At 68.2% G+C, this 26,880-nt stretch carries 24 protein-coding genes; 13 read left to right on the forward strand and 11 right to left on the reverse strand.

Annotation, left to right across the window (positions count from 1 at the left end; translation table 11 throughout):
- Both G3N64_RS30110 and G3N64_RS30115 read right to left on the reverse strand, forming a co-directional pair.
- A partial coding sequence (locus tag G3N64_RS30110; RefSeq protein ID WP_205787386.1) for a heavy metal translocating P-type ATPase occupies positions 1-2,089 on the reverse strand: 2,089 nt, incomplete at its 3' end.
- A 213-nt stretch (positions 2,090-2,302) separates the two neighbouring features.
- Entirely contained in the window at positions 2,303-2,542 is a 240-nt protein-coding gene (locus tag G3N64_RS30115) for a toxin-antitoxin system HicB family antitoxin (protein ID WP_205787419.1), read from the reverse strand.
- A gap of 502 nt (positions 2,543-3,044) precedes the next feature.
- Between G3N64_RS30115 and G3N64_RS30120 the strand changes: the two genes are divergently transcribed.
- Both G3N64_RS30120 and G3N64_RS30125 read left to right on the forward strand, forming a co-directional pair.
- Complete coding sequence (locus tag G3N64_RS30120) at positions 3,045-4,481, forward strand: DUF1254 domain-containing protein (protein WP_205787388.1); 1,437 nt, start codon at positions 3,045-3,047, stop codon at positions 4,479-4,481.
- A 148-nt stretch (positions 4,482-4,629) separates the two neighbouring features.
- Positions 4,630-8,391, forward strand: a complete 3,762-nt coding sequence (locus G3N64_RS30125) for a DUF748 domain-containing protein (RefSeq protein ID WP_205787390.1) — start codon at positions 4,630-4,632, stop codon at positions 8,389-8,391.
- Between the two features lie 56 nt (positions 8,392-8,447).
- On the opposite strand, the gene G3N64_RS30130 is transcribed toward G3N64_RS30125, so the two are convergent.
- Positions 8,448-8,672, reverse strand: a complete 225-nt coding sequence (locus tag G3N64_RS30130; RefSeq protein WP_047851328.1) for a hypothetical protein — start codon at positions 8,670-8,672, stop codon at positions 8,448-8,450.
- A 299-nt stretch (positions 8,673-8,971) separates the two neighbouring features.
- Between G3N64_RS30130 and G3N64_RS30135 the strand changes: the two genes are divergently transcribed.
- Entirely contained in the window at positions 8,972-10,651 is a 1,680-nt protein-coding gene (locus tag G3N64_RS30135; protein ID WP_205787392.1) for an alkaline phosphatase family protein, read from the forward strand.
- Positions 10,652-10,739: 88 nt separating this feature from the next.
- On the opposite strand, the gene G3N64_RS30140 is transcribed toward G3N64_RS30135, so the two are convergent.
- Entirely contained in the window at positions 10,740-11,636 is an 897-nt protein-coding gene (locus tag G3N64_RS30140) for a LysR substrate-binding domain-containing protein (protein ID WP_205787394.1), read from the reverse strand.
- Between the two features lie 161 nt (positions 11,637-11,797).
- On the opposite strand from G3N64_RS30140, the gene G3N64_RS30145 reads away from it, so the two are divergent.
- The 6 genes from G3N64_RS30145 to G3N64_RS30170 all read left to right on the forward strand — a co-directional run bounded on the left by G3N64_RS30145 (position 11,798) and on the right by G3N64_RS30170 (position 16,500).
- A complete protein-coding gene (locus tag G3N64_RS30145; RefSeq protein WP_205787395.1) occupies positions 11,798-12,649 on the forward strand; it encodes an ABC transporter permease subunit in 852 nt (283 codons plus the stop codon).
- Positions 12,650-12,656: 7 nt separating this feature from the next.
- A complete protein-coding gene (locus G3N64_RS30150; RefSeq protein WP_205787396.1) occupies positions 12,657-13,700 on the forward strand; it encodes an ABC transporter ATP-binding protein in 1,044 nt (347 codons plus the stop codon).
- Between the two features lie 26 nt (positions 13,701-13,726).
- Positions 13,727-14,815 carry an extracellular solute-binding protein gene (locus tag G3N64_RS30155; protein WP_205787397.1) on the forward strand — a complete coding sequence of 363 codons (1,089 nt, stop codon included), beginning with the start codon at positions 13,727-13,729 and terminating at the stop codon, positions 14,813-14,815.
- Between the two features lie 10 nt (positions 14,816-14,825).
- Positions 14,826-15,659 (forward strand): ABC transporter permease subunit, encoded by an 834-nt coding sequence (locus G3N64_RS30160; protein ID WP_205787398.1) that lies wholly within the window; start codon positions 14,826-14,828, stop codon positions 15,657-15,659.
- A complete protein-coding gene (locus G3N64_RS30165; RefSeq protein WP_205787399.1) occupies positions 15,652-16,185 on the forward strand; it encodes a TIGR00725 family protein in 534 nt (177 codons plus the stop codon). The genes G3N64_RS30160 and G3N64_RS30165 overlap by 8 nt, the downstream gene beginning before the upstream one ends.
- 120 nt (positions 16,186-16,305) lie before the next feature.
- Positions 16,306-16,500, forward strand: coding sequence for a YqaE/Pmp3 family membrane protein (locus G3N64_RS30170; RefSeq protein WP_174971372.1), 195 nt, complete (start codon positions 16,306-16,308; stop codon positions 16,498-16,500).
- A 283-nt stretch (positions 16,501-16,783) separates the two neighbouring features.
- Here G3N64_RS30170 and G3N64_RS30175 read toward each other — a convergent pair whose 3' ends face one another.
- From G3N64_RS30175 to G3N64_RS30185, 3 genes are read right to left on the reverse strand one after another with little or no spacing between them, the layout of a single operon-like run.
- Positions 16,784-16,963, reverse strand: coding sequence for a hypothetical protein (locus G3N64_RS30175; protein ID WP_205787401.1), 180 nt, complete (start codon positions 16,961-16,963; stop codon positions 16,784-16,786).
- Positions 16,935-17,942, reverse strand: a complete 1,008-nt coding sequence (gene cydB / locus G3N64_RS30180) for a cytochrome d ubiquinol oxidase subunit II (protein ID WP_205787403.1) — start codon at positions 17,940-17,942, stop codon at positions 16,935-16,937. The genes G3N64_RS30175 and cydB overlap by 29 nt, the downstream gene beginning before the upstream one ends.
- 30 nt (positions 17,943-17,972) lie before the next feature.
- The gene (locus G3N64_RS30185) at positions 17,973-19,385 is read right to left on the reverse strand and encodes a cytochrome ubiquinol oxidase subunit I (protein WP_205787405.1); all 1,413 of its coding nucleotides are present in this window, start codon (positions 19,383-19,385) and stop codon (positions 17,973-17,975) included.
- Between the two features lie 393 nt (positions 19,386-19,778).
- Between G3N64_RS30185 and ltaE the strand changes: the two genes are divergently transcribed.
- Entirely contained in the window at positions 19,779-20,792 is a 1,014-nt protein-coding gene (gene ltaE / locus G3N64_RS30190) for a low-specificity L-threonine aldolase (RefSeq protein WP_205787407.1), read from the forward strand.
- Positions 20,793-20,906: 114 nt separating this feature from the next.
- Here ltaE and G3N64_RS30195 read toward each other — a convergent pair whose 3' ends face one another.
- Together G3N64_RS30195 and G3N64_RS30200 are read right to left on the reverse strand one after the other, a co-directional pair.
- A complete protein-coding gene (locus G3N64_RS30195) occupies positions 20,907-21,119 on the reverse strand; it encodes a DUF1059 domain-containing protein (protein WP_039349722.1) in 213 nt (70 codons plus the stop codon).
- Between the two features lie 195 nt (positions 21,120-21,314).
- Positions 21,315-22,220 (reverse strand): HTH-type transcriptional regulator ArgP, encoded by a 906-nt coding sequence (locus G3N64_RS30200; protein WP_205787409.1) that lies wholly within the window; start codon positions 22,218-22,220, stop codon positions 21,315-21,317.
- Between the two features lie 297 nt (positions 22,221-22,517).
- Here G3N64_RS30200 and G3N64_RS30205 point away from each other — a divergent pair, with 297 nt between their 5' ends.
- The 3 genes from G3N64_RS30205 (at position 22,518) to G3N64_RS30215 (ending at position 25,188) form a co-directional block, all read left to right on the forward strand.
- Complete coding sequence (locus G3N64_RS30205) at positions 22,518-23,171, forward strand: peroxiredoxin (RefSeq protein ID WP_085038041.1); 654 nt, start codon at positions 22,518-22,520, stop codon at positions 23,169-23,171.
- A gap of 162 nt (positions 23,172-23,333) precedes the next feature.
- Positions 23,334-24,404, forward strand: coding sequence for an MBL fold metallo-hydrolase (locus tag G3N64_RS30210; protein ID WP_205787411.1), 1,071 nt, complete (start codon positions 23,334-23,336; stop codon positions 24,402-24,404).
- A gap of 124 nt (positions 24,405-24,528) precedes the next feature.
- Positions 24,529-25,188: a glutathione S-transferase family protein gene (locus G3N64_RS30215; RefSeq protein ID WP_205787413.1), complete on the forward strand. Its 660-nt coding sequence runs from the start codon at positions 24,529-24,531 to the stop codon at positions 25,186-25,188.
- Positions 25,189-25,291: 103 nt separating this feature from the next.
- Here the strand turns inward: G3N64_RS30215 and G3N64_RS30220 are convergent, their stop codons facing one another.
- Both G3N64_RS30220 and G3N64_RS30225 read right to left on the reverse strand, forming a co-directional pair.
- Positions 25,292-25,984 (reverse strand): phosphatase PAP2 family protein, encoded by a 693-nt coding sequence (locus G3N64_RS30220; protein ID WP_205787415.1) that lies wholly within the window; start codon positions 25,982-25,984, stop codon positions 25,292-25,294.
- A 427-nt stretch (positions 25,985-26,411) separates the two neighbouring features.
- The coding region (locus G3N64_RS30225; protein ID WP_205787417.1) for an MFS transporter at positions 26,412-26,880 on the reverse strand (469 nt) is incomplete at its 5' end.

Consider the following 26,880-nt stretch of genomic DNA (forward strand, 5'->3'; position numbering starts at 1 on the left):
CCACCGCGCGCGCATCGGCCGCGACGGCCGACGACGCTGCGACACCGCGCGCGGCTGCGTCGGCGTCGTGCGCGGCGACCACGGCGCGCGCAAGAGGATGGTCGCTCTGACGCTGCACCGCCGCCGCGAGCGCGAGCGCTTCGTCATGCGGCACGCCGACGGCTTCGAACGCCGTCACGGACGGCTTGCCTTCGGTCAGCGTGCCGGTCTTGTCGAACGCGATCACGGTCGTGCGCTGCGCGAGTTCGAGCGCCTGCGCATCCTTGATCAGCACGCCGTGCCGGGCTGCCACGCCCGTGCCGGCCATGATCGCGGCGGGCGTCGCGAGGCCGAGCGCGCACGGGCACGCGATGACGAGCACCGCGACCGCGTTGAGGATCGCGGTTTCCGTGCCGGCGCCGGCGATCAGCCAGCCGACCAGCGTCAGCAACGCGATGCCGAGGATCGCCGGCACGAACACCTCGCTCACGCGATCGACGAGCCGCTGGATCGGCGCCTTCTCGGCCTGCGCGGATTCGACGAGGCGGATGATGCGCGCGAGCGTCGTCTCCGCGCCGATCGCGGTGGTTTCGACGATGAGCGCGCCTTCGCCGTTGATCGAGCCGGCCGTGACGGAGTCGCCGTCGTCCTTCGGCACCGGCAGGCTTTCGCCGGTGATCAGCGATTCGTCGATGTGCGAGCGGCCCGACACGATCCGGCCGTCGACGGGTACGCGCTCGCCGGGGCGGATGCTGACGCGCGTGCCGACGCGTACCTGCGCCAGCGGCACGTCGCGCTCGACGCCGTGCTCGACGACGCGCGCCCGGTCGGGACGCAGCGCGTTCAGCGCGCGGATCGCGTCGGTGGTCTGGCGCTTCGCACGCGATTCGAGCCACTTGCCGAAGCGCACCAGCGTCACGATGACGGCCGACGCCTCGAAGTACAGGTGGCCGGGATGCGCGGGGTTGCGCAGCAGCATCCACAGGCTCAGCCCGTACGCGGCCGACGTGCCGAGCGCGACGAGCAGGTCCATGTTGCCGGTGCGCGCCTTCACCGCATGCCAGGCCGCGCGATAGAAGCGCGCGCCGTAGCCGAACTGGACGATCGATGCGAGCATGAGCTGGAGCCAGCCGGGCAGCATCAGGTCGATGCCGAACGGCGCGACGAGCATCGGCGCGACGAGCGGTGCGCTCAGCACCGCAGACCAGATCACGAGATCGCGTTCGCGAATCGCTTCGAGGCGCTTGCGGGCGTCGGGGTCCTGCGCGGGGCTGGCCGGCTGCGCATCGGTGCCGGCCGTGGCACCGGCCGATGACGCGGCGGTGAGCGACGCGCGGTAGCCGGCGGTGGTGACGGCCGCGATCAACGTGGCGGCGTCGAGGGCGCCAGCGCCGTGCACCGACGCGCGCTCGGTCGCGAGGTTGACGGTAGCGCGCGCGACGCCCGGCACGGCGGCCAGCGCCTTTTCGACGCGGCCGGCGCAGGACGCGCAGGTCATCCCGCCGATGTCGAGTTCGAGGTCGGCGGGGGCGGTGGACGCTGCCGGCGGGATCGTCGCGCCGGCAGCCGGCGTCGCGCCATAGCCGGCTTGTTGCACGGCTTCGGCGAGCCGAGCGGCGGTAACGTCGGGCGCGGCGTCGACGGTGGCCCGTTCGGTCGCGAGATTGACCGACGCGCGCGTGACGCCCGGCACCTTCGCCAACGCCTTCTCGACGCGCGACACGCACGATGCGCAGGTCATCCCGTCGATGTCGAGTTCGATGGTGCTGTCGGCCGGAAGCGGCCGGCGGGTAGTGGAAGCGGCTGCGGCCATCGGCGTGGGCGACGCTTCGACAGGATGGGCATGCGCTGCCGTGGCGGCTTCGAGCACCGGCGCACGCACGGCGGCGCGGTAGCCGGCTGCGCCGACCGCATCGACGAGTTGTGCGGCCTCGACCGTTTCCTGCGCAGTCACCGTCGCCGCGTGCGCGTCGAGGTCGACCGTCGCTTCGACGACGCCCGGCACCGCGGCCAGCGCCCGTTGCACGCGGCCCGTGCAGCCGCCGCAATGCATGCCGTCGACGCTCAGTTCGATCGTATGCCGCGCTGCGGAGACAAGTGGTTCAGTCATGTCGGATTCCCTGAATGCGCGGCTCATGCCGCGAATGGTTCCAGTATCAACATTCCCATGGTGGTAAGGTCAAGCGGTGCATGACGATGCGAGGCAAGGTAGGCGGATCGGCACAAGGCCATCGCTGTTCACAGGGTGCCACGGCTGGAAAAAGCGAACGCCCGGCTTCCAGGCGGAAAGCCGGGCGTCATGCGTGTGCACACGCCTGCGCGGTCACGCGCAGCGCTTGGCGCTCGCGAGACGGTTCAGGCTGACGCCTTGTTCGGCGGCCCGGATCACCAGCGCGCGGTGGGCCTGCGGCGGGATGCGGACCTTGAATTCGCCGTTGTAGGTGCGGTCGGCGATCGGCTCAGGCACCTTTTCGCCGTTCGCGGTCATGTCGCGCACGACATCGGCGACGAGCCGGCGGATGCCGGCCAGCGCGCCTTCCGGCGTCGCGTCCAGCCACGATATTCACTCGCGGGTCGCCTTGCCACGGTGCCTTGAAAATGGCATGGCTTGAACCGGATTGGCGGGCCTGTCCGAAGTGCGCTTCGCAGACCCTGAACAGATCGCCGAATCGCACATTCGAGGGCTCGCGCCTCATTTGCTCGAGGATATTCCAATCGCTTGCCAGGCTGAATGGCGTCAATAGTGACACCATTTGTCAATCCGGATGGCGGCTCGATCCGCGTTGGGGTGGACCTGGAGCAGGCTGCAGCCGCTTCGATGCCACCCCAATTTTCCCGAAGATCCGGTGAAATATTTCAGACTCGCCCGGCCCGCGATTAAGCCCCGCCAGCTATTCGGCATATTGGGGGATGCCCGTAGGCGCTATGATACCGGCCTGACATCAGCGCCCACCGTGACGAAACGTAGCGAAACGGTTATCCGGGCAGGCTGGGGTGCCTTGTTTTCGCCATTCGCAAGTCGAACAGGGCGTTGACTGAAAAGAACGATATTCGGCCAGTAATCGATGATTGAAAACCAGCAGGAATCAGTTTCTCTGCGGCGCGCGTGCGCGTCGCTGGCCATGGCGGCGTTGCTAGCGGGGTGCGCGTCGCCACCCGACGCGATCCAGCGGAAAACCGGCTGGATGCGCGCGGAAGTCGCCGACTCCTATGTCTACGCGTATCCGCTCGTGCTGATGGACGTCGCGAAGGAAGCGGCGACGGGCGGCGACGGCGCGCAACCGGGGCAGGCGCCGCTCAACACGCTGCGCCACGCGCAGGCGCTGCCGCCCGTCGGCGCGGTCAATCCGCCGCTGCCGGGTGTCGATACGCTCGACTCGACCGGCTGGCTCGACGTCGCCGCCGAACCCGTGATCGTCACGCTGCCCGACACGCGCGGCCGCTACTGGGACGCGCGCGCACTCGACATGTGGACGAACGTGCTGTGGTCGTCGTCGAGCGTGGGCGCAAACGGTGCCCGGGGCGGCGCGCGATCGCAAACGATTGCATTCGCCGCGAAGGACTGGCAGGGCACGCTGCCGAAGGGCGCGGTCCGGATCGACGTCCCGTCGGCCAACGCGTGGCTCGAAGTCCGGCTGCAGACGAGCGGCGGGCGCGACCTGACGAACGTGAAGAAGCTGCAGCGCGCGATCCGCGTGGTGCCGCTGTCCGTCTACACGGGCGCCGCGCGCGGCGCGTCGGTTGCGGTCCATGCGGGCAGCGCGCCGTCCGAAGCGGTGGGCGGCGGCACGCCGGCCGAGCAGGTGGCTTCACTCGACCCGAAGGCGTTCTTCGCGCGCTTCGCACAGGCGCTGCAGGACAACCCGGCGCCGGCCGACGACGCGCACGCGCAGTCGTTGCTCGGCGACATCGGCGTGTCGGCCGGCTACCCGGTGCTGTGGACGGGCGACCGCCTCGCGGCCGCGACGGCAGGCGTCGCCGAGGCGCGCGCGCGGCTCGCAACGCCACCGTCGAACCTGTTGAACGCGAACGGCTGGAGCTGGATCGGCGACACGGCCGGCAAGTACGGCCAGGACTACACGCTGCGTGCGTACGCGGCCTACACGCAGTTCGGTACCGCGACGCGCGACGACGAAACGCTCGCGGTCGTCCGCGTCGACAGCGACGGTCATCCGCTGAACGGTGCGAACCGCTACGTGCTGCATTTCGCGCCGGGTGCGCTGCCGCCGGTGCGCGCGTTCTGGACGCTCACGCCGTACACGACGAACGGTGCGCTGCCCGACGTCGGGTCGGCGCGCCGCTCGCTCGGCGATCGCGACCGGCTGCGCCGCAACCACGACGGCTCGATCGACATCGTCGTGTCGGCGTCGCCGGGCGGCACGCATGCGGCCAACTGGCTGCCGGCGCCGCGCGCCGATTTCGCACTCGCGTTGCGCCTGTACGCGCCGAAGCCGCGGGCGAGCGACGGGTCGTGGATGCCGCCCGTCGTCGTCCGGAAATGAACGGATGACCGGCGGCGTTGTCCGACCGGCGGGCGCGACGGCGCCCGAACCCCGTACCGTCACCTCCTGAGCCTATACTTTCGGGATAGCGTGCGCGGCCGCCCGGTTGTCCGGTGCGGCCAGGCATCCCGTCCCGAGGCATTCAAGCATGGCAAGCGCAGACAAAGAAACCGTATCCTCGACCCTCCATGCCCTCGGTGGCGTTGCACGCTCGCGCCGGACCCGCCGCATCGGCATCGGCCTGCTGATCTTCCTCGTTTTATTCGGACTGCTCGGATTCTTCGCGGCGCCGCCGCTGATTCGCCATATCGCCGAACAGCAGTTGACCAAGCAGCTCGACCGGCCCGCCACGATCCAGCGCATCGCGCTGAACCCGTACACGCTGAACCTCGAAGCCGACGGCATCCATCTCGGCGACAAAGGCGGGCAGGGCGACTTCGTCGACATCGCGAAGCTCGTCGTGCGGCCGTCGTGGTCGTCGCTGTTCCGCGGCGCGCCGATCGTCAATGAAATCCGCCTCGATTCGCCGCGCTTTCATATCGTCCGCTACGACGCGCAGCGCTTCAACTTCACCGACCTGATCGAGAAGTTCTCGGCACCGTCGCCCAAACCCGAAAGCAAGCCGACGCAGTTCTCGGTGTCGAACATCCAGGTCAACAACGGCCGGATCGATTTCGACGACCGCCTGCTGAACGAAAAGCACGTCGTCGACAACTGGACGCTCGGCATCCCGTATGTCGCGACGCTGGCCTCGAAGACCGACATCTTCGTCGAGCCGAAGCTGCGCGCGCGCTTCGACGGCAGCCCGATCGCGATCGACGGCAAGACCAAGCCGTTCGCGCAGTCGCGCGAATCGGAGATCGCGCTGAAGTTCGACCGCCTCGACGTGCCGAAGCTGATCTCGTACGTGCCGGCGAAGCTGCCGGTGGCCGTGACGAGCGGCCTCTTGAGCAGCGACCTCAAGGTCAATTTCGTGATGAGCGGCGAGACGCCCGCGCTGCGCGTATCGGGCACCGTCGACCTGAACGACGCGAAGGTGACGGACCATGCGTCCGCGCCGCTGTTCGCCGCGCGCGGCGTGCACGTCGCGGCGGCCAGCCTGGAGCCGCTGCGCAACGCGATGCACTTCGACGAGATCCGGATCGACCAGCCGGTGGTCGACCTGTCGCGCGACAAGCAGGGCGTGCTGAACGTCGAGACGCTCGCCGCGCAACCGGCCGCCGCACCGAAGGCTGCCGAGGGCACGCCGGCGGCGTCGGGCGCCGCGGCCGCTTCCGCCGCGGCCGAAGCCGCCGCCAGCGGCGCCAAGGCCGAAGCCGGCGCCGGCGCGAAGGCGGCGCCGCCGCTCGACCTGACGATCCGTCATTTCGCGATCGACGGCGGCACGGTCAACGTCGACGACCGCGTGCCGGCGACGCCGACCGCGCTGTCGCTCACGAAGCTCGCCGCGACGCTCGACGGCTTCTCGATGCAGGGCAAGACGCCCGCGAAATACACGCTGTCGACGTCGCTGTCGCGCGGCGGCGACGTGACGGCCGAAGGCACGTTCAATCTCGCGGAGAAGCAGGCCGACAGCAAACTGACGGTCGCCGCGCTCGCGCTGCCGGCGCTGCAGCCGTACCTCGGCGAAGCCACGCGTGCGCGCGTGCTCGACGGCACGCTCGGCGCAACCGTCAACGCGAAGGCCGACTGGGGCAAGACGCCGCTCGCCGCGCAGGTGGCCGACAGCACGGTCAGCCTGAAGTCGCTGAAGATCGCGACGCCCGACGCGAAGGCGTCCGCGATCGTGCTGCCGGACGCAAGCGCGAAGATCGCGAAGGTCGACGTGGCCACGCGCACCGTGGAGATCGCGAGCGTCGATGCCAGCGGGCTCGCGCTCGACGTACAGCGCCTGAAGGACGGCAAGATCGACCTCGCGGCGCTGGCCGAACCCGCGCAGGCGTCGGTGCCGAAGCGCACGGTCGCGCGCAAGGCCGCGGCCGCCGCGCCGTCGTGGCATTACCGGATCGATGCGCTGAACGTGAAGGATTCGTCCGCGAACTTCACCGACCTGTCGACGCCGCGCCCGGTGAAGCTGGCGATCAAGCCGCTGGACCTGTCGGTGCAGAAGATCAGCGACGACATGACCAAGCCGCTGCCCGTGCAGCTGAAAGCGACGCTGAACCGCAAGGGCTCGCTGGACGTGACGGGCGACGTGACCGCGCAGCCGTTGAAGCTCGGCCTGAAGATCAACGGCAACCGCCTCGACGCGGCCGCGTTCGAGCCGTACTTCGGCAGCGCGCTGAACGCGGCGATCGCGAGCGCGCTGCTCAACGCGCAGGGCAACCTGACATTCGCGCAGGTGAAGGATGCGCCGCGCGCGACCTATCGCGGCGACGTCGCGCTCGTCGACGTGCGGATGCTCGACAAGGCGACTTCCGACCCGTTCGCGGGCTGGCGCTCGCTCGCGCTGTCGAACCTGAAGGTGAACTACGACGAGAAGGGTACCGACGTCGACGCCGCGCGCGTGACGTTCTCGAACTTCTACGGTCGCGTGCTGCTCGACACGCAAGGGCGCCTGAACCTGAAGGACGTGGTCGCGAAGGAAACCGGCCCCGCGCAGTCGCTCACGCGTGACGCGAGCAAGGGCGAGCCGGTGCCGCTGTCGCCGCAGGCTGCATCGGCGCCGGCCGCCGCGTCGGCAACGGTGGTCGTGAAGGCCGCGCCGCCGCCGCAGAACCCGGTGCGCATGCATTTCGGCGAGTTGCTGCTGCAGAACGGCCGTGTCACGTATACGGACAACTTCATCAAGCCGAACTACACGGCGAATCTCGTCGCGATCAAGGGCACGGTCGGCGCGTTCGGCACGGATTCGACGACGTCCGCGCCGGTCGACGTCGCCGCGAACCTCGCGGGCAACGGGCCGATCTCGATCAAGGGCTCGGTGAACCCGCTGATCGAGAAGCCGGCGCTCGACCTCACGGCGACCGCGCACGACATCGAGCTGACCAACCTGACGCCGTACTCGGCGAAGTACGCGGGCTATCCGATCACGAAGGGCAAGCTCAACGTCGACCTGCATTACGAGCTCGCGAACGACCAGCTGAAGGCGAACAACCACATCTTCATCGACCAGCTCACGTTCGGCGATCACGTGGAGAACGACACGGCCACCAAGCTGCCGGTGAAGCTCGCGATTTCGCTGCTGAAGAACACGCGCGGCCAGATCGACGTGAACCTGCCGGTGTCGGGCTCGCTGTCGAATCCGGAGTTCAGCGTCGGCGGGCTGATCTGGCGCGCGGTGCTGAACCTGATCGCGAAGGCCGTCACGTCGCCGTTCTCGCTGCTCGCGCATGCGTTCGGCAGCGGCGGCGAGGATCTCGGCTACGTCGAATTCGCACCGGGCTCGTACCAGCTCGACGACGCGCAGCAGAAGAAGCTCGACACCGTCGTGAAGATGCTGACCGAGAAGCCGTCGATCCGCCTCGACCTGATCGGCCGTGTCGATCCGGCGAAGGACACGTCGGGGCTCGGCGACGCATACGTCGATCGGCTGGTGCGCCAGCAGAAGCTGAAGGACGTGGTCGGACAGGGCGAGAGCATCGACCCGATGTCGGTGAAGGTCGAGCCGGCCGAATACAGCAAGTACCTGACGCGCGCGTACAAGGCCGCCGACTTCAAGAAGCCGCGCAACCTGGTCGGCTTGCAGAAGACGCTGCCCGACGCCGACATGAAGAAGGCGCTCGCCGACCATGCGCCGGCCGACGACAACGCGCTGCGTGCGCTCGCGCAGCAGCGCGCGCAGGCCGTGCGCCAGTACCTCGACGGGAAGATCGATTCGAGCCGCGTGTTCGTCGTCGCGCCGAAGCTCGACGCGAAGGGCATCGAGGACAAGGGCGCGACCACCCGCGTCGACTTCGGCCTGCAGTAAGCAGGCCATCCGCCGCCGCGTCCGTTCATCCGTTCGGGCGCGGCGGCGCGCTTCCTTCAGCGCACGGCGATCGCCGGTTCCTCGCGCTTGCCCAATTCCTTCTTCGCGGCCAGCGGCAGACGCGCGTCGTCCCACTGCGCCAGCCATTCGACTTCCTTCGCCGTGAATACCTGTCCGTAGTTGCGCAACGCGTACTGCAACGCGTCGACGACGTGGTGGCGAATGATTTCGGGGGTGCGTGCATCGTCCAGCACGAACCGGAGTGCTTCCAGGGTCGACATACTCGTGCTCCGGGTCAGGGAAAACCCTTTATTACACGCCAATAGTCATACGCCAAGCGGGAAAAAAATCACGTGGCGGATGACCGCGCGCACCGTGCACCGACTCGGTGCGGACATCGTGCGGGCACGTCGCAATGTGCGTCAGGACGCCTTGCTTTGCGACCGCATCGTGTCACTTGCGATTGGTTACGTTTGATAGAAAACAGAAAGCCCCGCTTCATCGGACCGCCGCACGATCCGGCGATATTTTGCGCGCCTGATGGCAAGTCACGCAGTTCAACGTCAATCGATGAGGTGGGGTGATCATGTCTTTCCTTGGAAAGCAGCGGGAATGGGTGGCGATGGTGGCGGGCGCGCTGGCGCTCGCCGGTGCGGGTGCGCACGCGGCGCAGCAGGACGGCAACAGTCAGGGCGAGGACCGCGGCCACGCAAGCCGCGTCGTGAAGCACGTGCTGCTGATCAGCGTCGACGGCCTGCACGAGCAGGATCTCGCGCGCTGCATCGGCGCGAACACGTGCCCGAACATCGCGGTGCTCGCGCAGCACGGCGTGACGTACGCGAACGCGTACACGCCGGGCCTGTCGGATTCGTTCCCGGGGCTCGCCGCGCTCGTGACGGGCGGCTCGCCGAAGACGGCCGGCCTGTTCTACGACGTGTCGTATGACCGCAACCTGTACGCGCCGGGCGACACGAGCTGCTCGGGCAAGCAGGGCTGGAACGTCGTATTCGACGAGACGACCGGCATCGATGCCCAGAACGGCGGCGCGCTCGTCCACCTGAATGGCGGCGGCGCGTTCAACCCGCAGGCGATCCCGAACGCGAAGGTCAACGGCAAGTGCGTGCCGGTCTATCCGCACAACTACGTGAAGACCAACACGGTGTTCGAGGCCGTGAAGGCGGGCATCCCGAACGCAACCACCGCGTGGGCCGACAAGCATGCGTGGGGCTACGACTGGCTGAACGGGCCGTCGGGCACCGGCGTCGACGATCTCGCGCGCACCGAGATCAACTCGATCGACCCGGCGACGCAAACGGACTACACGGACGTCTATTCGCATACCGCGCAGTTCGACAACCTGCACGTGCAGGCGTTGATCAACCAGATCAACGGCCGCGACTCGACGGGCACCAAGAGCGCGCCGGTGCCGACGCTGTTCGGCGCGAATTTCCAGACGCTGAGCGTCGCGCAGAAGGCGCTGGTGACGAAGGCCGGCGGCTACCTGGATGCCAACTTCACGCCGAACGGGCAGGTCGCGAACGCGATCACGTATGTCGACAACGCGATCGGTCATGTCGTCGCGGCGCTGAAGCAGGCGAACCTGTACGCGTCGACGGCCGTGATCGTCACGTCGAAGCATGGCCAGTCGCCGACCGATCACACGAAGCTCGTGAAGAACGGCGACACGCTGACGAAGCTGCTAGAAGCGAACAACTACATCGACCCGAACGGCAACTTCGGCCAGGCCAACACGAAGACAGGCAACCTGAACGACGGCTCCGGCCTGGTCGGCACGGGCTTCGTGCAGACCGACGACGTCGGCCTGATCTGGCTGCGTGACCGCAACCAGCGCACGGCCGTCGTAGAGACGCTGAAGGCGAACCTGGGCTGCAACGCGCCGGGGATCTGCGCGGACGGTTCGCAGGCCACCATCCTGTACGGCGCGGCGCTGGCCGAGCGCTTCGGCGATCCGGCCAACGGCCGCACGCCGGACATCGTCGTCCAGCCGAATCCGGGCGTGATCTACACGTCGAGCACGAAGAAGGACGAGGAGCACGGCGGCAACGCGCCGGACGACAGCCACCTCGGCCTGCTCGTGTCGTATCCGGGCCTGCATCGCGCACGCACGGTGACCGACACTGTCGGCACGAAGCAGGTCGCGCCGACGATCCTCGCGCTGCTCGGCGCGAACCCGCGCCTGCTGCATGCCGTGGTGGCCGAGAATACCGGCGTGCTGCCGGGGCTGGGTATCGGTCGCTGACGACGTCTGCCGGACGCTGCCGCCAGGCGGTGTCCGGGACGGGGTGCGCGGCGGCGCGCGTCCCGCCGCATGACGAATGCGGGCCGGCTTACGCCGGTGCGCATTCGTCCAGCATCCATTCCCTGAAGTGCCGCAACGCTTCGCTCGTCTCGAGGCGTTCCGGCGCATAGCACAGGTAGTGCCCCTGCGCGTCGACCTCGACGGGCGCGTCGAACGGTTCGACGAGCGTGCCGGCCGCGAGATTGTCCGCGATCAGGAAACGCGGCACGAGCGCGAGCCCGAGTCCTGCCTGCGCGGCCTGGATCAGCACCGAATACTGTTCGAAGCGCGGCCCGGCGAGCGCGTTCATTTGCGTGGCGCGATGGCGTTCCGCCCACGCGGACCACGCGATTTCCGCCTGCTCGTGCACGAGGCGCGGCGCCGTGACGGCGTCGGCGGGCGTGCGCAACGCGTGCCGCTCGCCGAATTCACGCGCACAGACGGGCACGAAGGTCCGGCCGTCCAGGTAATCGCTTCGCACCCCTTCCCAGGCGCCGTCGCCGTAGCGGATCGCCGCGTCGAGCCCGAACGGAAAGATGTCGCCGTGCGCGAGATGACGGCGAAAGCTCAGCGTGACGCCCGGCGCGACGGCCAGAAAGCGCGAGAGCCGCGGCACGAGCCACTTGGTCGTAAACGTCGGCACGCTGGCGATCGTCAGCAGGTCGCCGTTCTCACGCGCGCTCAGCAGCTCGATCGACGCGTTGCCGATCTCGCGCAGCGGGCCGGCGACACGTGCGTGGTACACCTGCCCGGCGCGCGTGAGCACGAGGCTGCGCCCCTCGCGCGCGAACAGCTTCACGCCGAACAGCGCCTCGAGATTCGCGATCTGCCGGCTGACCGCGCTGGGCGTCAGGCCCAGCTCGCGGGCCGCATAGGAAAAATTCAGGTACTTCGCAGAACAGGTGAACGCGTGCAGTTCCGCGATGTTCGGATACAGGTGCTTCATCGCGACTATTCCTTCGGCGCACAGATCGATGCGGGCTTTGTACGTTTTTTTCATGACGATGCCATGTCGGAACCGCACACTGCGGCAGTCCAGAAAACGCGTGACAGCCCCGACCGGCGGGCGTTGCGCGGCATCTTTGTCTCTTGTCCGCGAGTGTTTCCATGCCTGCGTCTACCGCCCCGGCACTGGCCGATGGTGTTCCGATTTCGCGTAACAGGCCCGCGCGTCCGCGTGCCGGACGCCTTCTGCTGAACGCGCTCGTCGCGGTGTTCGGGCTCTACCTGCTGTTGCCGATCGCGCTGCTGCTGATCGGCTCGGTGGGCCAGTCGTGGACGAACACGCTGCTGCCGACCGGCTTCACCGGGCACTGGTTCGCCGATCTGGCCGGGAATCGCAGCTTTACCCGCGCATTCGGCGTGAGCCTGACGGTGGCGCTGGCGTGCTGCGCGCTCAACGCACTGATCGGCCTGCCGCTTGCCTATGCGCTGCATCATCGTGCCCAGGCCGGGCGCGGCATGGCGACGCGCGTCGTGATGCTGATGCCGGTCGGCGTGCCCGCGCTGACGCTCGGCTTCGGCTACATCGCGATCTTCAGCGGCGACACGCTGCCGTGGCTCGGCACGTTGCCGCTGATGATCGCGGCCCACGCGGTGCTGACGCTGCCGTACCTGCTGCAGACGCTCCTCAGCGACCTGCGCCACCTCGGGCTCGCGCGCCTCGAGACCTGCGCGGCGACGCTCGGTGCGACGCCGCTGCGCCAGTTCTTCACGATCGTGCTGCCGAACCTGCGGCACAGCCTGTTTTCGGGGCTCGTGATGGTGGCCGCGCTGTCGATCGGCGAATTCCAGATCTCGAACCTGATCGCCGGCTTTCGCTACCGCAACTATCCGATCGTGCTGCTGCAGGCGTTCTACGGCGCGTCGGGGATGGCGTGCGCGGCCACCGTCGTGCTGCTCGTCCTCGCCGTGCTCGCGACGCTCGTGTCGGTCGGCACCGTGCAACGTATGAAGTGAGTCCGTCATGAGTCTCGAATTCGAACACGTCAGTTTCCAGTATCCCGGCGCGCGTCACGGCGTCGACGACGTCACGCTGTCCGCCGCGCAAGGCGAGCTGCTCGCGGTGATGGGGCGCAGCGGCTCCGGCAAGTCCACGCTGCTGCGGCTCGCGGCCGGCCTGCTCGACGGCGGCAGCGGCCGCATCGCGATCGGCGGCGACGACATGGCGGGCGTGCCGGTGTGGCGGCGCGAAGTGGGCATGGTGTTCCAGCACTACGCGCTGTTTCCGAACCTGTCGGTGGCCGACAACGTCGCGTACGGGCTGCGGATGCGCGGTGTCGCGGCCGATGCGCGGCGGCGGCGCGCGCACGAGATGCTCGAGCGCGTCGGCCTGGCGGCGCACGCGGAGCGCGGCATCGCGATGCTGTCCGGCGGGCAACAGCAGCGCGTCGCGCTGGCGCGCGCGCTCGTGATCGAACCGAAGCTGCTGCTGCTCGACGAGCCGCTGGCGGCGCTCGACGCCGGCATCCGCCATCAGCTACGCGACGAAATTCGCGCGTTGCAGCGCGCGTGCGGCGCGACGACGCTGCTCGTCACGCACGACCAGGACGAGGCGCTGAGCATGGCCGACCGCGTCGCGATCGTCGACGGCGGGCGGGTGCTGCAGGTAGGCACGCCGCGCGACCTGTACGAGCGGCCCGCGTCCGCGCAGGTCGCGCGCTTCGTCGGGCATTCGACGTTGCTGCGCGGCCGCGTGATCGCGCACGACACCGTCGACGTGCGGTTCGCGACGCTGCGCGTCGAGACCGGCGCGCACCAGCCGGGCGCCGAGATCGAGGTGCTGGTGCGGCCCGAGCACGTGGAGGCCGATCCGCCGGAGCACGGCGTGAACCGCATCGACGGCTGCCCGGGCGAAGTGCGCTACTTCGGCGCGACGCAACGCTACGACTTCATTCCCGCCGGCTCGGCCGACCCGCTGCTGTGCGAAGGCCGCGTGCCGGCCACACGGCGTATCGCGATCGAACCGCGCCATCTGCTCGTGCTGCCGGCCGCGCCGGCCGCGCAATGACCCCTTTCATTCAACGGAGATTCCCGATGCTTGCAGGCCACCCTCTTGTGAAAACCCTGCGCGCCGGCGTGCTGGCGCTGTGCGCGGTCGCGGCGCTGGCTGCCGCGCCGGCGCACGCCGCACCGCTGTATCCGGGCGAGGACGCGCTGTATGCGAAAGCCGCCGACGAAGGGCTCGTCGTGTCGTTCGACACGGGCCCCGAATGGGCGAACTGGAAGGCGCTGTTCGCCGAGTTCCGCAAGCGCTATCCGAAGGTCGAGATCACCTACAACGACATCGGCTCGGCGGCCACCGTGGTCGCGCTCGACAAGTCACGCCGCCGTCCGCAGGCCGATACCGCGTATTACTTCGCGGCGTCGGCGCTCGATGCCGAGAGCAAGGACGTCGTCGCGCCGTTCAAGCCGGTCAACTTCGACAAGCTGCCGAACGTGTTTCGCTCGGCCGACGGCCGCTGGTTTGCGGTGCATTCGCTGAACATCGCATTCCTCGTCAACCGCAAGCTCGTGAAGAACGTGCCGCAGCGCTGGTCCGACCTGCTGAAGCCGGAATATCGCAACGCGGTCGTCTATCTCGACCCGCGTTCGACCGGGCAGGGGCAGGTCGCGGTGTTCGCGGCTGCGTATGCGAACGGCGGCAGCGTCGAGAACCCGAAGCCCGGCGCGGAATTCTTCGGCAAGCTGAAGAGCGCGGGCAACGTGCTGCGCGTCGAGGGCACGACGCCTTATGCGAAGTTCGTGAAGGGCGAGATTCCGATCCTGATCGGCTACGAGAACGACGGCCTGAAGGCGAAGTACGTCGACGGCATGGGCGACGCGGCCGACGTCGTGATTCCGCAGGACGGCAGCGTATCGGCGCCGTATGCGATGAGCCTCGTGAAGAACGGTCCGAACCCGTCCGCCGCGCAGCTCTGGCTCAACCTGGTGATGAGCGACGCCGGGCAGGCGCTGTTCGCGCAGGGCTTCGTGCGGCCGGCCGTGCCCGGCACGCCGGTCGCGCCCGACGTCGCGGCGAAGCTGCCGAAGGCGCCGCAGGTGCGCCCGCTCGACGTGGCGAAGGCGGCGACGCGCAAAGCCGAAGTCGACCAGCTCTGGTCGCAGGCGACGCTCGGCAACTAAGGGGCACACGATGCAGACCTCCCTGGCGGAACGCGGCGCGTTGCGCCGCTTCGGCGCGGTGCCGGCGGCGGTATTGCTGGCGGTGTGCTTCGCGCTGCCGCTCGCCGCGCTCGTCGGCTCGGCCTTCACGGACGGTGGCCGTGCGTTCGCCGCGGTGCTGCGCGATCCGCTCGTCGCGGATGCGATCGGACGTTCACTGGCGCTGGCGGTGGGTGCCGGCACGCTGTCGGTTGGCGTCGGCGTGCCGGTCGCATTCGCGCTGGCGGGGCAATCACCCGCCCGCCGCCACTGGACGCTCGCGCTGCTCGGCGTGCCGCTCGCGTTCTCCGGGCTGGTGATCGCCTACGGCTTCATCCTCGCGTTCGGCCGCGCCGGCTTCGTCACCACGCTGGCAGCGTCGCTGGGCGCGGACCCGAACGTGCTCGGCGGCGCGATCTACACGATGCCCGGGCTGGCGGTCGCGTATGCGTACTACCTGATTCCGCGGGTCGCGCTGATGATCTATCCGGCGCTCGCGAATCTCGACCGGCGGCCGCTCGAGGCGGCGCTGACGCTCGGCGCGCGGCCGTGGCGCGCGTGGCTCGACGTCGCGTGGCGCGAACTGTGGCCGTCGGTCGCGTCCGCGTGGTGCCTCGTCACGGCGATCGCGCTCGGCACTTACGGCACGGCGCTCGCGCTGGCCGGCACGCAGATCAACATCCTGCCGCTGCTGATGTATTTGAAGCTGTCGGACGGGCAGACCGATTTCTCGCAGGCGGCCGTGCTGTCGATCGTGCTGACGGCGATCTGCACCTGCGTTCTTGCATTGGGGGAAGGCCTTGTACGGCAACGACGTCATGGATGAATGGTCGGAAGCGGCGTGTGACGCGCTGGCGCAACTCGCGCAGCGGCAGCGCGGCACGCGGCGGCATCGCATGCCGGTTGGCGTGATCGGTCCGCGTGAGGCGACCGACGAGCAGATGCGGGTCGCGGAGCGGGTTGCGCATGCGCTCGCGGCGACGGGTGTCGCCATCGTCGGCGGCGGCAAGCAGGGCGTGATGGAGGCGGCCGCGCGCGGCGCGCATGCGGCCGGCGGGTGCGCGATCGGGCTGCTGCCGGAAGACGATGCGACGCTCGCGAATCCCTATTTGAGCGTCGCGCTGCCGACCGGGCTCGGCATCACGCGCAACGCACTGGTCGCGCGTGCGTCGCTGTGCCTGATCGCAGTCGGCGGCGGGCTCGGCACGCTGTCCGAGATCGCGCTCGGGTTGCAGTGGGGCAAGCCGGTGTTCGCGATTTGCGACGCGCCGCGCGTGGCGGGCGCCGAATGCTTCGACGAAGCGGATCCGCTCGTTGCGCGGGCTGCGCGGTGGCTGGCCGATTCGGCGTAGGCCGGTGGCATGGGGTATGGCTTCTCGTCCGGGGTTGTTGGTCCCGGACTTGAAATGGCGCGGGCAACTCGCCATATTGGCTGCGCACGAACGTTCAACGACGCCTCGAGAGGATTCCAGATGCGCCTTCTGCTTGCCCTGCTGCTGCCGTGGTTCCAGTTCTTCACGATCGGCCGCCCGATCGCCGGGATCATCTGCCTGATTCTGCAGATCACGATCATCGGCTGGCTGCCGGCCGCGATCTGGTCGGTGTATGCGCTGAGTCAGTACAAGACCGATCGCAAGATCGAGGCGGTGCTGCGCGAACGGCGGTAGGCTGCCATCGAGCGCGCGAAATAGCTGTTTCGGCCGATATCTACATGGATTGCCGGCATCGACAGGCACGATCGGTATAGATTCCTGCCGAAATGGCACTGTTCCTGGTGAACAGGCAGACGCGACACCACGGACACACATTCGGCATGCCGGGATTGAAGCTCGGCGTCATGCGGCGCGCGCCGCAACAGCGACTCCCGTGGTAGCGGGAGCGGCGCATCCGTCGATCGATCGACAGATGCGCGAGGCGTCCGGAGGGGGGAATGCCGGTCAGTCGGCCGGCCTACTTCACCGCAAACAGCGTCAGGTTCATGAAGATCTTGAACGCGTAGCCGAGTGTGACGGCGCCGATCACGCCGCCCGCCCACAGGACGACGAACCACATCCAGCCGCGCATCCGCGACCGTGGCGCCGCGGCGGGGCGCCCGGCGGAATCAGTGGTGGTAGTAATGCTGGTCTTCATGGCGCACCTTGCCTCGGAATACCCAATAACCCATCGTCGTATAAGCGATGATGATCGGGAGGATAACCGCTGCGCCGACCAGCGTGAAGGTCTGGCTGGAACGCGGCGCCGCGGCTTCCCAGATCGTCATCGTCTGCGGAATCGCATACGGGAACAGCGTGACGAGCAGGCCGACGTAGCCGAGCAGCACGAGCGCCAGCGCGAGCACGAACGGCGTCATGTCATGCCGGTTGCGCACCGCGCGCCGCATCCACACCGCGCACCCGGCGACCAGGAACGGCACCGGCAGCAGGCGCCAGAACAGCCCCGAATCGAACCAGCGCTGCGCGATGGCCGGATCCTGCAGCGGCGTCCACAGGCTGACGACCGCGATGAAGCCGAGCAGCACGACCGTCAGCGGCCACACGACGCGATGGAGGCGCCGCTGCAGGTCGCCTTCCGTCTTCGCGACGAGCCAGCAGCAGCCGAGCAGCGCATAGGTCACGATCAGGCCGAGGCCGGTCAGCAGGCTGAACGGCGTGAGCCAGTCGAAGGCATCGCCCGCGAACACGCCGTTCTTCACGTTGATGCCCTGCAGGAACGCGCCGAGCGCGATCCCCTGGAACAGCGTCGCGCCGGCCGAGCCGCCGATGAACGCGAGATCCCACAGCTGCTTGGTGCGCCGCGCCTTCGCGCGGATCTCGAACGACACGCCGCGGAAGATCAGGCAGACCAGCATGAAGATCAGCGGCAGGTACAGCGCCGACAGCACGGTCGCATAGACGACCGGGAACACCGCGAACAGCCCGGCGCCGCCGAGCACGAGCCAGGTCTCGTTGCCGTCCCACACGGGCGCGACCGTGTTCATCATCAGGTCGCGTTCCTTCTCGTCCGGGAAGAACGGGAAGACGATGCCGATGCCGAGGTCGAAGCCGTCGAGCACGACGTACATGAAGAGCCCCAATGCGATGATCGCGGCCCAGATTACGGTGACGTCCATAGGTTTTCTCGTGTGCGGATGGGGTGGGGCTCAGACGGTCTCGAGCGGCTCGTCGACGGCCGACATCGGGCGGCGCGCGGTGTGATCGGGACGCGTGTCGGGCGTGGTGTCGTGCTTCACGTCGGGCAGCGCGGGACCGGCCTTCATCAGCTTCAGCATGTAGTACACGCCGGTGCCGAACACGAGGAAATACACGATCACGAACGTCATCATCGACAGGCTGACCTGCTGCACCGACAGCGGCGATACCGCGTGCGCGGTGCGCATCACGCCATACACGACCCACGGCTGGCGGCCGGCTTCGGTCGTGACCCAGCCCGCGAGCAGCGACACGAAGCCGGTCGGGCCCATCACGAGCGCGAAGCGCTGGAACCACTTCGATTCATACAGGCGGCCGCGACGGCGCAGGAACCATGCGAGCGCGGCGAGGCCGATCATCGCGAAGCCGAGGCCGACCATGATCCGGAAGCTCCAGAACACGACCGTCGAATTCGGGCGGTCTTCCGGCGGGAATTCCTTCAGCCCGCGGATCTCGCCGTCCCAGCTGTGCGTGAGGATCAGGCTGCCGAGGTGCGGCACCTTCACCGCGTAGCGGGTCGTTTCCGCCTTCATGTCCGGAATGCCGAACAGGTTGAGCGGCGTGCCGCCCTTCTCGGTTTCCCACAGCCCTTCGATCGCGGCGATCTTCGCGGGCTGGTGCTTCAGCGTGTTGATGCCGTGCTGGTCGCCGATCACGGCCTGCAGCGGTGCGAGCACGAGCAGCAGCCACAGCGCCATCGAGAACATCTTCTTCACGCCCTTGTCGCGGCGGCCCTTCAGCAGGTGCCACGCGCCGGTCGCGGCCACCACCAGCGCGGCGACGATGAATGCGGCGATCGCCATGTGGAACAGGCGGTACGGGAACGACGGGTTGAAGACGATCGCGAACCAGTCGGTCGGCACGACGCGGCCGTCGACGATCTCGAAGCCCTGCGGCGTCTGCATCCAGCTGTTCGACGCGAGGATCCAGAACGTCGAGATCAGCGTGCCGATCGCGACCATCAGCGTCGCACCGAAGTGCGCGCGCGGGCTCACGCGGTTCCAGCCGAACAGCATGATGCCGAGGAAGCCGGCCTCGAGGAAGAACGCGGTCATGACCTCGTACATCAGCAGCGGCCCGGTGACGGCGCCGGCGAAGCTCGAGAAGCCCGACCAGTTCGTGCCGAACTGGTAGCTCATCACGACGCCGGAGACGACGCCCATGCCGAACGCGACCGCGAAGATCTTCGACCAGAACAGGCAGAGGGTTTTGTAGTACTGCTTGCCGGTTTTCAGCCAGCGATATTCGAGCACGGCGATGAAGCTGGCGAGGCCGATGCTCAGCGCCGGAAAGACGATGTGAAAGGAGACGGTGAACGCGAATTGCAGGCGGGCCAGATCGAGGGCCGAAAGAGCGGTGTCCATACCAGTTGACCGAGGCTGACGATACCCGCCGGCGGGTGCCGGCGGACCCCGGCGGACGGGCGTCGGGGTTGGCCGGAGTATGTGCCGCGATGTTGCACCGCGAAATGCGCCAACTCGTCGCAGATGTCCAGCCCGTCGCGCACGATTCCGGGGTAAATCGTTGATTCGTATCAAGAAGGCTGCTTGCGGCGTGCGCAGTCGGGGCGTGGCGGTCTGACGCACGTGCGTCAATATGGCGCGTCGCGTCATTGGAACGACCTCGTGCACGCGGAATCGGGGTGCGCGTCGGCCATCGGCCATCGGCAGGCGCGGCATGAATTGCGTACACTCTGAGTCTCGTTTCGGCAGGGCCGGACGCATCGGTTCCGGTCCGCGTTTACCCAGGACTCAGCGATGATCGATTTACGCAGCGATACCGTGACACGTCCGAGCCAGGCAATGCTGGCCGCGATGACTGCCGCCGAAACCGGCGACGACGTATGGGGTGACGACCCGACCGTGCTGCGCCTGCAGGCGGTGACCGCCGAGCGGGCCGGCAAGGAAGCCGGCCTGTTCTTCCCGAGCGGCACGCAGAGCAACCTGGCTGCGCTGATGGCCCATTGCGAACGCGGCGACGAATACATCGTCGGCCAGCTCGCGCACACCTACAAGTACGAAGGCGGCGGTGCGGCCGTGCTGGGCAGCATCCAGCCGCAGCCGATCGAGAACGCGCCGGACGGCACGCTGCCGCTCGCGAAGATCGCCGCGGCGATCAAGCCGATCGACAATCACTTTGCCCGCACGCGCCTGCTCGCGCTCGAAAACACGATCGGCGGCCAGGTCTTGCCGGAAGGCTATGTGCAGGAAGTCACCGCGTTCGCGCGCAGCCGCGGGTTGTCGCTGCACCTCGACGGCGCGCGCGTGTGCAACGCGGCCGTCGCGTCGGGCCGTTCGATCGCCGAGCTGGGCGCGCCGTTCGACACCGTGTCGATCTGCTTCTCGAAAGGGCTCGGTGCACCGGTCGGCTCGGTGCTGGTCGGCAACCGCGCGCTGATCGAGCGCGCGCAGCGCTGGCGCAAGGTGCTCGGCGGTGCGATGCGGCAGTCGGGCATTCTCGCGGCCGCGTGCCTGTACGCGCTCGACCACAACGTCGAGCGGCTCGCGGACGATCACGCGAATGCCGCGCATCTCGCGGAAGGCCTCGCGCGCATCGACGCCGTGAAGGTGCTGTCGCACGCGACGAACATGGTGTTCGCGCAATTCCCCGAAGCCGATTGCGCGCCGCTCGAGGCGTGGCTCAAGGCGCGCGGGATCCTCACGCAGATGCTGTACGCGTCGCGCTTCGTCACGCACTGCGACGTGTCGCGCGCGGACATCGATACGTTTATCGACGCGGTCGGTGCGTATTTCGCGCAGCGCCGCGCGTGAGGTGGAATGCGCCGGCCGGCGGGGGCGCCGGCGCGATGTGGCGCGAAGCAGGAGGCGGAGAGGCGGCGGGGGCGACGTGGCAACCCGTCTGTCGATATCGGGCGAGCCGGCGGATTACGCTTGCCGGGGTGCGTCGGCGGGCGGTGTGCCGTCGCGGAACAGCGCTTTCAGCTGCGTGCGCAGTTCGGCGCTGTCGGTGTGCTGGTGTACCAGGACCGCATGTTGCACGGCGGCTTCCAGCAGTTCGTTGTCGGAGTCGGCAGAAATCGCGACCGAGCAGTTCGTCGCGCTGGGAAACTCGCGGCAATCGATGTAGCGGCGAGACATGATGTTCTCCTGACGGGAAAGGGCGCGGCCGGATGGGCGTGATCGGCCGCGCGGCGCGTTCGCGAGGCCGATGGAAAAAGTATAGGCGGCGCGGCGGGGTCTCTCGTCGTTTAGGTGTACCGCGCCGCACACCGCATGCCGCATGCCGCATGCCGCATGCCGCACGCGGCGTCGGCGGTGTCGCTCACACGCGCGTCACGGCAGCGGCGCGAGCAGCCGGCGCGCCGCTTCGACGACCCGCTCGGACAACGACGCCATCGTCGGCGACTGCACGGTCCACGCGTGCCAGTACAGCGTGACGTCGGTCGGATGCGCGGGCGCGAGATCGACGAGCCCCTGCACGTCGAGCGGCGCGCTGCCGATCAGCGGCTCCGGCACCATCGCATAGCCGAGCCCGTGCCGCACCGCCGCGAAGTGCGAATGCGTGCCCGGCACGTAGTGGCACGGGTAGGCCCCTTCGGGCAACCCGAACTTCTCCTTCAGGAACGACGACTGCAGCGTATCGCGCCGCGAATACGCGACGACGGGCGCCTTGCGCGCGCTCGTGCGGTTCAGCCCGCGCGGAAACCAGCGCACCGCGAACGCGGCGGCGGCGAGCAGCCGGTAGCGCATCGTGCCGAGCGGCGTCGCGAGGCAGCCGCGCATCGGCTTCGGCTCGGTCGTCACGCAGCCCACTGCCATCCCGCTTTCGAGCAGCGCGAACGTATGGTCCTGATCCTCGACGATCAGCTCGAACAGGATGCGCTCGCCCGCGAGCACCGACGTCAGCGCGGGGAGAAACCACGTGCCGAGGCTGTCGGAGTTGAGCGCGATCGTGACCGAGATCGGCGATTCGCGCTCGGTGGCGAGCGTGCTTTGCAGGTCGGCCTGCAGCAGCGCGACGCGGCGCAGGTGCTGCAGCACGCGCTGCCCGGCCACCGTCGGGCGGCACGGCCGCGTGCGCAGCACAAGCGGCGTGCCGAGGCTCGCCTCCAGCGCGCGGACCCGCTGCGTGACGGCGGACGCCGTCACGTGCAGGCGCACGGCGGCCTGCTCGAAGCTGCCCGTGTCGGCGACGGCCAGCAGCGCGGCGGCCTGCTTCGGATCGATCGTCATCGACATGTCGGCGGCATTCCTGTGAACGTAAGACGAGAACAGCCGGTAGTGTAAGTCAGTGCGTACTCGCTAGCGGCCGGGTGCGGCGCAACGTCGTGCTGCACCGCATTCGTCGCCGGAATCGGCCACGGCACGGCGGATGCCGCACACCGCATGCCGGTGGCTCGCGCATTTTGAACTAGGCTATATGAACGCGCGGAACCCGGCATGTGCCATGCCGGCACTTCGCGCGCGGACGATCGCGCGTCGCGCGCAAGCCGCGGCGCGGGCGTCGTGACGATTCCCATTTAGACGGAGACGAACATGTCGATTCGACTAGGCGAGGACGCGCCCGATTTCACCGCGGAGACCACCGAGGGAACGATCCGCTTTCATGAATGGATTGGCGACCACTGGGCGATCCTGTTTTCCCATCCGAAGGATTTCACGCCGGTATGCACGACCGAACTCGGCTACATGGCCGGGCTCAAGCCGGAGTTCGACAAGCGCAACACGAAGATCATCGGGCTGTCGATCGATCCGGTCAGCGATCACCGGAAGTGGGTGGCGGATATCGCTGAAACGCAGGGTCACGCGGTCAACTATCCGCTGATCGGCGACGACGAACTGAAGGTTGCGAAGCTGTACGACATGATTCATCCGAATGCGAGCGGCGGCCCGCGCACGGCGGTCGACAACGCGACCGTGCGCTCGGTGTTCGTCATCGGGCCGGACAAGAAGGTCAAGGCGATGCTCGTCTATCCGATGAGCGCCGGGCGCAACTTCGACGAGGTGCTGCGCCTGCTCGACGCGCTGCAGCTCAATGCGAAGCATACGGTGGCGACGCCGGTCAACTGGAAGCCCGGCGACGATGTCATCATTCCGACGTCGGTGTCGGACGATGCGGCGAAGCAGAAGTATCCGGACGGCTTCCGGACGCTGAAGCCGTACCTGCGCTACGTGACGCAGCCGCGCTGATTCATCGTGCCGGCCGGATGCCGGCCATGCAGGACCACGACGGGGCGGCCCGCGCGACGGCGACGGCGGCGGCGCGGGCCGGGCAATACGCATCAAACACGCATTAAGTACGTATCAAGCACGCATCAAGCACGCATCAACCAGCGACGGAGCGACTTCGCGATGATCTTCCGGCAACTCTTCGACCCGCAATCGTCGACGTACACGTATCTGCTTGCCGACAGCGCATCGCGCGAAGCGTTGCTGATCGATCCCGTGTTCGAACAGGTGCGCCGCGACGCGGCGCTGCTCGACGAACTCGGGCTGAGGCTCGTCGCGACCGTCGACACGCACGTGCATGCCGATCACGTGACGGGTGCATGGCTGCTGAAGCAGCGCACGGGCAGCACGATCGCGATCTCGGCCGCGAGCGGCGCGCAGGGCGCCGACCGCTACCTGAACGACGGCGACCGCTGCGCGTTCGGCGCACGCTACCTGACCGTGCGCGCGACGCCCGGCCACACGAGCGGCTGCATCAGCCTCGTGCTCGACGACGAATCGATGGCATTCACCGGCGATTGCCTGCTGATCCGCGGTACGGGCCGCACCGACTTCCAGCAGGGCGACCCGCGCGCGCTGTATCGCGCAGTACACGGCCGGCTCTTCACGCTGCCGGCCGCGTGCCTGCTGTATCCGGCGCACGACTATCGCGGGCTCACGGTGACGAGCGTCGGCGAGGAGCGGCGCTTCAATCCGCGTCTCGGCGGCGATCTGAGCGAAGACGATTTCGCCGGCTACATGCGCAACCTCGGGCTCGCGCATCCGCGCCAGATCGACGTGGCGGTGCCGGCGAACCTGCAGTGCGGCGTCGCCGCGAACGCGCCCGATGTGCAGGCGGCCCCCGACTGGGCGCCGCTCGTCTATACGTTCGCCGGGTTCTGGGAAATCGATCCGCAGTGGCTCGAGGATCATCTGCCGGCGGTGCAGGTCGTCGACGTGCGCGAGCCGGACGAATTCACGGGCCCGCTCGGCCATCTGCCCGGCGCGACGCCGATTCCGCTCGGCGAACTGGCTGCGCGTGCCGGCGAGATCGCGCGCGACCGGCCGGTCGTGACCGTGTGCCGGGCCGGCGGGCGCTCCGCGCAGGCGACCGTCATCCTGCTGAAGGCCGGCTTCGACACGGTGGCGAATCTCGGCGGCGGCATGCTGCGCTGGCGTGCCGAAGGGCGCGTCGTGATGGACGGCCGATCGTAACGGCCCGAGTCGCAGTACAAAAAAATCCGGACCGTTGTCGAAACGGCCCGGTGCCGTTCGTCGTCAAGGTATCCGATCACGTGGCGCCGCATCGCGCGGTGCCGAAACCCTGAGAGACCGCACGATGATGCCGACGCTATACGCCCATCCCTTTTCGTCCTACTGCCAGAAGGTGCTGACCGCGCTGTACGAGAACGGCACGCCGTTCGAGTATCGCGTGCTCGCGCACGACGATCCGAAGCCGATGCAGGAGCTGGCCGCGCTGTGGCCGCTGAAGCGTTTTCCGGTGCTCGTCGACGCCGGTTGCACGGTGGTCGAGGCGTCGATCATCATCGAGTATCTCGGCCTGAACCATCCGGGCCCCGTGCGGCTGCTGCCCGACGATCCGCACGCGGCGCTCGAGGTGCGGGCGATGGATCGTTTCTTCGACAACTACGTGTCGACGCCGCAGCAGAAGGTCGTTCACGACGCGTTGCGGCCGGATGCCGAGCGCGATGCGCGTGGTGTCGCCGACGCGCGTGCGATGCTGGAGACGTCGTATGCGTGGCTGGACAAGAAGATGGCCGATCGCGAATGGGCGGCCGGCGACCGCTTCAGCCTCGCCGACTGCGGCGCGGCGCCGTTCCTGTTCTACGCGGACTGGACGCACCGGATCGATCCGTCGTTCGCGAACGTGATCGCGTATCGCAAGCGTCTGCTGGCGCGACCGTCGTTCGCACGCGCGGTCGACGAGGCGCGGCCGTATCGCTCGTTCTTTCCGCTGGGCGCACCGGATCGCGACTGACCGGCGCGGCCGTCGCGCGGCGCGCGGTTGCCGCGCACGGCCGGCAGCGCGTGCCCGGGCGACGACGGAACGAAAGGAGCGGCAGCATCGCGGCGTCTCCCCGTCACATCGTATGAGTGGCCGACTGCGCGAGCGTCAGCAGTTCGTCGAACTGCGTGATCAGCTCGAAGCACAGCAGGAACGCGAGCGTATACGCTGGCGCGGGGAAGCGCCGGATCATCGCCAGCACCTGCGGCGCGAAGCGCGAGCGGATCGCGTCGCGCGTCAGCAGCCACGCGAGCGCGATGCCGATCGCGGCGCCGGCGATCAGGTCGGTCGGGTAATGAAAGCCGAGATACGCGCGCGGCAGGCAGATGAACACGACCGAATACAGCAGCGCGAACACGCCGACGCGGCGCGCGATGATGAAGATGCCGGCGGCGATCGCCATCCACAGCATCGCGTGATCGCTCGGAAACGAACTCCACGCCTGCAGCGTGGCTGCACGCAGTCCGGCCGACGGGAAGTGCAGGTGCAGGTCGGGGTTGTAGATCGGCCGCACGCGGAACGGCAGCACCTGTGCGAGCAGCCGGCCGAACGCGAGTGCGATGAGCCCGCTCGCGATCGTCGCGACGACCCGCTCGCGCTGGCGCTCGCGGTTCGGGCCCGGCTGGAACCATAGCCAGCACAGCACGGGAATGAGCACGAAGCCCTTGAACGTATACAGGCCCGCGATCACGCGGATCGCGTGATTCATCAGCGGACCGAACGTCATCTGGGTAAGGAAGATCTGGATCGTGGTGTCGAAATTGTTCATATCGTGCGACCCCGGCGAACCGCAGTGCATGACGTGCGGCCGACAGGGCCTGGAAGCGCGCTCGTACCGGAGCGCAACGGGGGGCAAGTATGTCACCCGTTATTTCGAAGAAAATGCGAAAAAATACCGGGAATCCCCTGATAAAACGGGGCTGTGCGGTGGGGCCGGATGGGCGAGCGCCGCGTGGCGCGGTGCATCCGAATCGTCCGATGTTTCCGTATCGACACGCACGGCCGCCGGAAAAATAATGGGTTGAACTGGATAATCGTGCGGGCCGGTGCGGATCTTGCACGGGATGAGCGGTTGTCGCGCCAGATGCGCTCCAATCTGCCAGGGCGCGCGGCGTCATGTGTGCGCCGATCGAAAATAAAAGAAAAGGCGGGCAGGCCCTGTGGGCCTGCCCGCCTTGCGTGTGCGCTGCGGAATGTCAGTGGCGCCAGATCCGCACGGCGAGCGCGGCCAGCGAGGTGATGACGGCCAGCGCGGTCACCGCATTCCAGCCCAGTTGCGCGAGCAACAAACTGCCGATCGCGGCGCCGGCTGCCATCCCGATGAACATGCCGACGAACAGCACCGCGTTGAGGCGGCTGCGCGATGCAGGGTCGATCCGGTAGACGATCGCCTGGTGCGCGATCAGCGTGGCCTGCACGCCGAGATCGAAGCCGATCGTCGCGACCGCGAGCAGCACGAGCTGGGCATGCGGCGACATCAGCGGCGCGGCGGCCATCGACGCGAACGACACCGCTGCGATGCCGATGCCGATGCGCGTGACGCGCTCGGGGCCGTGATGGTCGGCCATGCGCCCGGCGATCGGCGCAGCCAGCGCGCCGGCGGCGCCCGCAAGGCCGAACGCGCCGGCGGCCGCGCTGCCGAGGTGGAACGGCGCGCCGTGCAGC

This window comes from Burkholderia sp. Ac-20344 (assembly GCF_017104975.1).
Taxonomy (GTDB): domain Bacteria; phylum Pseudomonadota; class Gammaproteobacteria; order Burkholderiales; family Burkholderiaceae; genus Burkholderia.

Bases quoted from the DNA above. Each gene is read 5' to 3' on its own strand.
- G3N64_RS30220 (WP_205787415.1), bottom strand. From the start codon at position 25,984: ATGAACAATTTCGACACCACGATCCAGATCTTCCTTACCCAGATGACG.
- G3N64_RS30185 (WP_205787405.1), bottom strand. From the start codon at position 19,385: ATGGACACCGCTCTTTCGGCCCTCGATCTGGCCCGCCTGCAATTCGCG.
- G3N64_RS30200 (WP_205787409.1), bottom strand. From the start codon at position 22,220: ATGTCGATGACGATCGATCCGAAGCAGGCCGCCGCGCTGCTGGCCGTC.
- G3N64_RS30210 (WP_205787411.1), top strand. From the start codon at position 23,334: ATGATCTTCCGGCAACTCTTCGACCCGCAATCGTCGACGTACACGTAT.
- G3N64_RS30145 (WP_205787395.1), top strand. From the start codon at position 11,798: ATGCCTGCGTCTACCGCCCCGGCACTGGCCGATGGTGTTCCGATTTCG.
- G3N64_RS30130 (WP_047851328.1), bottom strand. From the start codon at position 8,672: ATGTCGACCCTGGAAGCACTCCGGTTCGTGCTGGACGATGCACGCACC.
- G3N64_RS30150 (WP_205787396.1), top strand. From the start codon at position 12,657: ATGAGTCTCGAATTCGAACACGTCAGTTTCCAGTATCCCGGCGCGCGT.
- G3N64_RS30165 (WP_205787399.1), top strand. From the start codon at position 15,652: ATGGATGAATGGTCGGAAGCGGCGTGTGACGCGCTGGCGCAACTCGCG.
- G3N64_RS30175 (WP_205787401.1), bottom strand. From the start codon at position 16,963: ATGAAGACCAGCATTACTACCACCACTGATTCCGCCGGGCGCCCCGCC.
- G3N64_RS30120 (WP_205787388.1), top strand. From the start codon at position 3,045: ATGATTGAAAACCAGCAGGAATCAGTTTCTCTGCGGCGCGCGTGCGCG.
- G3N64_RS30205 (WP_085038041.1), top strand. From the start codon at position 22,518: ATGTCGATTCGACTAGGCGAGGACGCGCCCGATTTCACCGCGGAGACC.
- G3N64_RS30140 (WP_205787394.1), bottom strand. From the start codon at position 11,636: ATGAAGCACCTGTATCCGAACATCGCGGAACTGCACGCGTTCACCTGT.
- G3N64_RS30125 (WP_205787390.1), top strand. From the start codon at position 4,630: ATGGCAAGCGCAGACAAAGAAACCGTATCCTCGACCCTCCATGCCCTC.
- G3N64_RS30170 (WP_174971372.1), top strand. From the start codon at position 16,306: ATGCGCCTTCTGCTTGCCCTGCTGCTGCCGTGGTTCCAGTTCTTCACG.
- G3N64_RS30215 (WP_205787413.1), top strand. From the start codon at position 24,529: ATGATGCCGACGCTATACGCCCATCCCTTTTCGTCCTACTGCCAGAAG.
- ltaE (WP_205787407.1), top strand. From the start codon at position 19,779: ATGATCGATTTACGCAGCGATACCGTGACACGTCCGAGCCAGGCAATG.
- G3N64_RS30160 (WP_205787398.1), top strand. From the start codon at position 14,826: ATGCAGACCTCCCTGGCGGAACGCGGCGCGTTGCGCCGCTTCGGCGCG.
- G3N64_RS30155 (WP_205787397.1), top strand. From the start codon at position 13,727: ATGCTTGCAGGCCACCCTCTTGTGAAAACCCTGCGCGCCGGCGTGCTG.
- G3N64_RS30195 (WP_039349722.1), bottom strand. From the start codon at position 21,119: ATGTCTCGCCGCTACATCGATTGCCGCGAGTTTCCCAGCGCGACGAAC.
- cydB (WP_205787403.1), bottom strand. From the start codon at position 17,942: ATGGACGTCACCGTAATCTGGGCCGCGATCATCGCATTGGGGCTCTTC.